The sequence below is a fragment of the Brachyspira sp. genome, from assembly GCF_050873525.1.
Taxonomy (GTDB): Bacteria; Spirochaetota; Brachyspiria; order Brachyspirales; family Brachyspiraceae; genus Brachyspira.
This window is the reverse complement of sequence record NZ_JBNMIZ010000135.1, coordinates 1-7,147: the sequence shown is the minus strand read 5'-3', so window position 1 is coordinate 7,147 and position 7,147 is coordinate 1. Positions and strand designations below refer to the sequence as shown.

Below are 7,147 nucleotides of genomic sequence, written 5' to 3'. Positions count from 1 at the left end.
CTATTAAATCAACGATTTTTATAAAATTTAAGTAACATTAAAAATATTTTTGACTTTATTATTCTACAAAATTAATAAGTTCGCCGATATTTTCTATATAACAAACTATTTTATCGTTAGGCTTCATATATTTAGGAGGATTAAAAGACATTCCCACGCCGCCTGGAGTTCCCGTAGCTATTATATCGCCCGCTTCCAAAGTCATTCCTTTTGAAATATCCGAAACTAAATTAAATATATCATGTATCATATATTTTGTATTTGATGACTGTCTGACTTCTTCGTTCAAAATACTTTTCACTTCCAAATTAAAAATATCTTTTATATCGTCCTTATAAACTATGCATGGTCCCATTGCGCTGTAATAATCCAAACTTTTTCCTTTATACCACTGCGAATGTTCTTTCTGTATTGTCCTTGAAGATATATCGTTAAATATGCTGTAGCCGAAAATATAATCGTTCGCTTTTTCAACCGTTATATCTTTTCCGTCTTTGCCTATTATAATTGCAAGTTCGACTTCATAATCCAAATATTTATCCAAATCGAATCTCGCTTTAATTTTTTCGCCGAGTCCGATTATTTCAATCGCTCGCTTTGAAAAATAAACGGGCTTTTTAGAATTATTTTTATCCAAAAGTTTATTTCCTTCGATTTCTTTTAAATGGTCGCTATAATTTACTCCAACGCAAATAATATCATGAATCGGTTTTCTTATCGGGGAAAGTATTTGAATATTTTCTATAGAATATGCGGGATATTTACTAAAATTTTCGCTAGCGTTTTTTAGAGTTTTAAGCAAATCTTTATCCATATTTTTTATTAATTTAATCATAGGATTTTCGCCGTATTGAAAATCGCTTATAATTTCTTTTACGGCGATAACTTTTTTATCGTCCTTGCTTAAAATTCCGATTGCTTCGGTATTATTCCATTCAATAAAAGAAACGAATTTCATTTTATAACCTCGAATATTCAAATAATTTTTTTCATTATAATAAATTTAAATAAGTTTTTCAATACCGTTAAAACTATTAAAAGAATGCACTTGAAATAATTACTTTACTATATATAATGATATTATAAATAGTAATAAACCAAATTAAAAAATAAGGAGAATAGAAATGGAAATATTGGCTTATATTTTAGCGTCAGAAACAAACGAGGAATTTTTTCAAGAATTATTGAAAGAACTTTTTACCAAAGACGAAAGAGATATGATTTGGCAAAGGCTCAAAATAGTTACATTGCTCAAAAAAAAGATTCCTCAATACGAAATTGCGAAAATGCTTAACGCGAGTTTATGTTCGATTACGAGAGGAGCTAAAGAACTTAAAAAACCAAACAGCGCTTTATCGTTCGTAGTCGACAAATATCTTACAAATGATGAAAATTTTCAGCAGAGTTTGAAAAAATCGTCACAGCAACAATAAAATAATTTCATCCGCATAATCAAAATAGATTTTTTTTATAGATAAATATTCTTTAGAAATAATAAAATATTCGATATGTTTATTTATTATTTTGGAATGCTTATCTATAAAATCTTCTTTGAAAAGTTTTTTATAAAATGAAAAATTTATTCCTTTTGCGGTTCTTAAAGATAAAAATATAAATTCTTTTTTTCTTTTTTCTTCGTCTAAAAATTCTATATTTTTTGCAGGCGCTTTATTTTTTGAAACGAACTCAAAATAATCTTTAATATTTTTTGTATTTTCGTATCTTCTATTTTTATAACATCCGAAAGCTCCCGCGCCGATTCCCAAATAATCTTTCAAATTCCAATAAGCGCTATTATGAATCGACTCATAACCTTCGATTGCATAATTTGAAATTTCGTATCTTTTAAGTCCAAAATTTTCTATCGTTTGTGCGGCAATATTATAATAATTCACCGAATCCTCTTCGCTCGGCAAAAAATCTTTCCATTTATTTTTAAGAAAATTGTTAAGCTCCAAATAATATAAAGAAATATGTTTTATTTTTGGAAGCAAGTCGAATGAAAAAATTATATCTTTTTTAGACTGTTCTTTATCGTTCAACGGAAGCCCGCATATAAAATCAACGGAAACATTTTCAATATTCGATTTATTTATCAATTTCAAAGCGTTTATAATATCTTCTTTGCTAGTTTGTCTACTTATTATTTTTAAGCTATTTTCATTGAAAGTTTGAATTCCAACCGAAAGTCTTATATTTTTTATTTCCGATATAACTTTTAGAGAATCTATATTTATATCGTTAATATTAAATTCTATCGTTATTTCTTTTATTTTATCTTTACATTTTATAATTTCAAATAATTTTTCAAAAAAATATTCAAGCATATTTGCGCCAATTATTGAAGGAGTTCCGCCACCGATATATATAGTTTCAATATTTTCGTTAAAATCGTTTATTCTAATTTCAAGTTCTTTTATTAAAGTGTCCAAATATTTTTTATACAAATCGGGAGAGTTCATATTGACTACCGAATAAAAATTACAATAACCGCATTTATGAGCGCAAAATGGAATATGTATATATAACATTTAATTTAAGAAATCTTTTAAAGAAGTGAATCTTTTTGAATACATTTTTCTTAAAGCTTTTTTTTCTATTTGACGAATTCTTTCTTTTGTGCAGGAATATAACTGCGCGACATCGTTAAGACTCTTTCTCTCTTCGTCTATTCCGTATCTCGCTTTTACTATGGCTTGTTCCATTTCGGTTAAATCTTCCATAGCTATTCTTAATTCTTCCACAAGTTCTTTATTCGTAAGAGTCGCTTCCACGCCCAAACTTTTATCGTCTTCTATAATATTTACAAGTTTTTCTTTTATTCCGTCAAAAGTAAATTCGCTTTCCAAAGAAACATAATCGCTATTAACCGCCATTATTTGCAAAACATCTTTAGGGTCTTTATCCAAAATATTTGAAATTTCATTGACATCTGGAACTTCCCCCGTTTTATAATATTTTTCATGAATCGTTCTTTCTATATCGACTAAATCCATCGCTTTATTTAACGGAAGTCTTATCAATCTTGATTTTTCGTTTATCGCTCTCAATATGCTTTGTCTAATCCAATAAACCGCGTAAGAAATAAAATGATAGCCTTTATCTGGTTCAAATCTGTCCGCAGCCATTATCAAACCTAAATTGCCTTCCGCAATCAAATCTTCAAGCAAAAGTCCGCTGTTTTTATACTGTTTGGCGATTGTTATTACGAATCTTAAATTGCTTTTTATTAATTCGGCTCTCGCTTCCATGTCGCCTTCTTTAAGTCTTCTTGTAAGTTCAATCTCTTCTTCGCGAGTTAGAAGTTTTTCTCTTTTAGCGTCTTCAAGATATAAGCCTATCGTGTTTTCAATGCTATCGTTTTTTACTTTATTTCCCATAATTTTTTTCTTTAATTATATTATAAACTTATAAATATTTACTTGCAAGGTCATGAACAACCGAATGATTAAAAGAGTGAGACGATTTATTCGCCGTTATTTTAGCCCTTATCGGTCTTGCAAGTATATACATATCTCCTATTATATCTAAAATTTTATGTCTTACAAATTCATTATCGAAATGTAGCTTCGTATTTATTACCTTTCCTTCGCATAATATTATATGGCTTCCTATCATTCCGCTTCCCGCCATTCCCATTTTTTGAGCGTAATCTATATTATCCAAAGTATTGAAACTTCTCGCCCTTCCTATATCTTCGGAAAATTGCTCGAAAGATTCAAATTTATAATCGTATTGCTGAACTCCGATGCTTCCCGCAAAATCAATACGCAAATTAACTTCGAGTCCGTCATAAGGCGAAAGTATTATATAAGTTTCGTTATCGTTTACATTTCCATAAATCAATTCTCTGTCTATAACTATCGGCTCTATATAATCTTCCTGTTCGATATAGCCCGCTTCTTTTAACGCGTCGCAGAATACCAAAGCCGAACCGTCAACATTTGGAACTTCTCCATCGCATTTTACTATTAAATTCGTTATTCCCATCATATGCAAAGCCGCTAAAAAATGCTCGGTTGTTTTTATATGTCTGCTTCCGTTTATTAAAGCCGTAGAATTAACCGCGCCAGATTTATCTTTTGACAAAATATTTTCATGCGAAAGTTTTATATGAGTATTGCTGTTAATATCTACAAAAACTATTCCCGTATTAACTTCTGCGGGAACTAATGTAAGCGCCGTTTTTCGTCCTTCCATTAAGGCAAATCCGCTCACAACCACGCTTTTTGCAATAGTTCTTTGAGGAATTTTATATTTTAATTTCGATTTATTATGATTATTATTAGAATGATTTATTTCCGTTTCGTTATTATTCTCTTTTTTATTCAAAACTTCATCGCAGCTTGCAAGCAGTTTTGAGATGCTTATCGGTTTTTCCAAGAAATCGTAAGCTCCCATTTTTGTCGCTCTAACCGCAGTTTCAACTCCAGCATGTCCGCTCATCATAATTACCGTTGTGTTATTATATTTTTCTTTTATATTTGAAAGTATATCTAAACCGTCAACATTTGGAAGCCAGACATCCAAAAATACCAAATCGATTTTTTTCGATTCAAAAATTTTTATAGCTTCTTCATAATTTTTTGCCGTTTCCACATCGTAATCTTCGTCTTCCAAAACGGCTTTACAAGAACTTAAAATATCTTCTTCATCGTCTATGATTAGGACGCTGTTTTTTGTTTTAACATTTTTTAATTTTTCCATAGCTTATATAATAATATATTTATGATATAAAATCAATAGCATTTTTATAAAATTTTTATAAATTATGAAAAAATTTAAGTAAAAATTAATTACTATTCTGATTCTGCATCGATTCGAGTCGTTTTCTGTCTCTTTCAGCCTGCTGCAAATCGGACTGCATTCTATAATACGAAGCGAGTCTTTCCTCTCTATATTGTTCTATTCTCTCTCTTTCGCTGTCAACTCGCCTTTGATTATTTTCCAATCTCGTTCTTGCAACCGCGATGCTGTTATCGACTATTCCTCTCGTTTGCGAATATGGAGTTATAAAATCGTTCATAGTGAAAGCGGCGCCCGTATTTGGGACATTATCTCCCGTTGTGTCGTTTGCAAATAATTCTTCCACGCCGTCCATTTGAGTTTCAATTTTATTCATAAATTTTTCTTCTTCGATTTGTAGAAAAGCTTTTTTTACTACGCTCCAATCTTCGCCCGCGTTTCCTCTATTTATTCCTATTTGGTCCAATAAAGCCAATTCTTCGCCGTAATCCGTTTCGTAGGAATCCGCAACTATCGCCTTAACTCTTTGCGATATTGTGCCGACTAAAGTATTTCCGCTGAAAACTCCGATATAGAATAATTTTTTTCTTAAATCCGAATCGCTCATTTCCGAATTGAAACTAATTTGCAAAGTTGTAGCCAAATCGTTCATATCCGTTCGATTCATGTCGTCTAAAGAATTTCTAACCTCTCTCGTCAAAGGTCTTTGAGTAGAATCATTCAAAAAATCAATAAGCGAATTGTAAGCGCTCACAAAATTAACTATCGCGTCAACAACCGCCTCTTTATTTACTTCAATAGTCGTGGCAAAAGCTTGAGGAGTCGGTTTTATTGCCGTTATATTTAATCCGTTTACCGCATCGTTAAATTCGTTATTCTCGCTTAAAATATCTATTCCGTCTATTGATGCTCTAGCGTCAGTCGCTTCGGAGATTAAATAATTCGGAGCGTCTTCTTCCCTTCCCGTATCTTCGACAAGCAAATCTTTATAAAAAACATTATAATTTGGATTTTTATTTATCAAAACTATTTGAGTTATAACATCGCCCTCTTCAAATTGACTTCCAATTGGAATATTTAATCTCTGCCAATCGGAACTTATCGTAGGTAAGGCAAAAAATTTTTCAACCTCGTCTCCAGATTTACTTATATATTTCACGCCGATAATTTCAGCGTTAAATCCCGTTTCGTCTATCGCTTCGGGAACTTCCGCTTCCACTCCGTTTTTTGCCGCTCTTTCTGATTCTAACGCTTCTTTATATCTTTTTACATCTTCAAAACTTCTTAAACTATCCGCGGGAGATAAACCTTCGCCATACAATTCCACATCTTTAAATTTTACGCTGTCTATTTTATCAAATATTATTCCAGTGTCGGGAATCGATAAATCGACAGTCGGAGGCATTACGGGAACTATTTCTTCCACGCTTTCATCCAAAGTGTCGGATGCTCTCGCCGTTATTGAAATCATTATATTTTCGTTAGCTTCCGCTTCTCTATGTAAAGGCATCGATAATTTATTTAATCCTTTCAATACCAAAAAGTCGTTTTTTACCATATAATTTGTAGTTAAATTATCCGATTCGTCTTTCCATTTATTAATAAGTTCCTGATTAAAAATATGTCCCAAATATCTATAATTTCTTCTCGTAAACATATTTAATTCTTTTAATATTCCCGAATCATCGCTTATCACTTCGGCAATATTTTTAGAACCAGTTTTTACCAAATCGATTGTCAAAACCTGCAAATTTCTCGATTTTTGAGTAATTGTAGTTTTTACCTTTTTACCGAATTCTTTATTCAACGCTTTTTGCAAATCAACCAAACTTCCGCCCGCAAAATCTATAGAATATTCATCCTCGCCAATTTTTAATTTTATATTTCCAGCGGGAAGTTTATCGTTCATATTATATGCTTTTGAAGAAAATTTTTCGCTATTTGCAAGCTCTTTTATTGCAATATCGTAAGTTGTAGTATTTGCCATTCTGTTTGCAGTTACGGTAAAATATTCTGGGACGCCGTCTCCTCTTCCCACAAAATTTTTAAAAGGAGAGCGAAAACCGTATAATTCTTTTGAGGCTGAAGATAAAATATCGAGTCTCGATTTTAAATCTTCATAGGCTGATATTTCTCTTTGATAATCTCTTGCATTATCCAATAAATTTGAAAGAGTAGAACTTCTTTTTATAACTTCCGCGTCAACCGCGTTTTTATAAACTTCTTCAAGAAAGGCTTCGCTTGTTGCCATATAAAACACTCCTTTAAAATTTATAAATCAAAATCTTTTTTATTTTCTATTATTAATTATAAAATATTATAAACTAAAAAACTAAAAATTTATATATATTGTAAAATCAAATTTATTATAAAATTTAATTTTACGACTATACAATTATAT

6 protein-coding genes are annotated in these 7,147 nt (G+C 31.0%); 1 reads left to right on the top strand and 5 read right to left on the bottom strand.

Features of this window, described 5'->3' with window-relative positions:
- Window positions 1–58: 58 nt before the first annotated feature.
- On the bottom strand, window positions 59–958 hold the full coding sequence (locus tag ACR0QS_RS09160) for a fumarylacetoacetate hydrolase family protein (RefSeq protein ID WP_432633139.1): 900 nt from the start codon (window positions 956–958) through the stop codon (window positions 59–61).
- Between the two features lie 166 nt (window positions 959–1,124).
- On the opposite strand from ACR0QS_RS09160, the gene ACR0QS_RS09155 reads away from it, so the two are divergent.
- Complete coding sequence (locus tag ACR0QS_RS09155; RefSeq protein ID WP_432633138.1) at window positions 1,125–1,433, top strand: Trp family transcriptional regulator; 309 nt, start codon at window positions 1,125–1,127, stop codon at window positions 1,431–1,433.
- On the opposite strand, the gene hemW is transcribed toward ACR0QS_RS09155, so the two are convergent.
- The 4 genes from hemW to fliD form a co-directional block, all read right to left on the bottom strand.
- Window positions 1,419–2,531 carry a radical SAM family heme chaperone HemW gene (gene hemW / locus ACR0QS_RS09150; protein ID WP_432633137.1) on the bottom strand — a complete coding sequence of 371 codons (1,113 nt, stop codon included), beginning with the start codon at window positions 2,529–2,531 and terminating at the stop codon, window positions 1,419–1,421. The genes ACR0QS_RS09155 and hemW overlap by 15 nt on opposite strands.
- On the bottom strand, window positions 2,532–3,380 hold the full coding sequence (locus tag ACR0QS_RS09145; protein WP_432633136.1) for a sigma-70 family RNA polymerase sigma factor: 849 nt from the start codon (window positions 3,378–3,380) through the stop codon (window positions 2,532–2,534).
- Between the two features lie 28 nt (window positions 3,381–3,408).
- Window positions 3,409–4,707: a UDP-3-O-acyl-N-acetylglucosamine deacetylase gene (lpxC, locus tag ACR0QS_RS09140; RefSeq protein ID WP_432633135.1), complete on the bottom strand. Its 1,299-nt coding sequence runs from the start codon at window positions 4,705–4,707 to the stop codon at window positions 3,409–3,411.
- An 85-nt stretch (window positions 4,708–4,792) separates the two neighbouring features.
- Window positions 4,793–6,997 (bottom strand): flagellar filament capping protein FliD, encoded by a 2,205-nt coding sequence (fliD, locus tag ACR0QS_RS09135; RefSeq protein WP_432633134.1) that lies wholly within the window; start codon window positions 6,995–6,997, stop codon window positions 4,793–4,795.
- Between the last annotated feature and the right edge of the window lie 150 nt (window positions 6,998–7,147).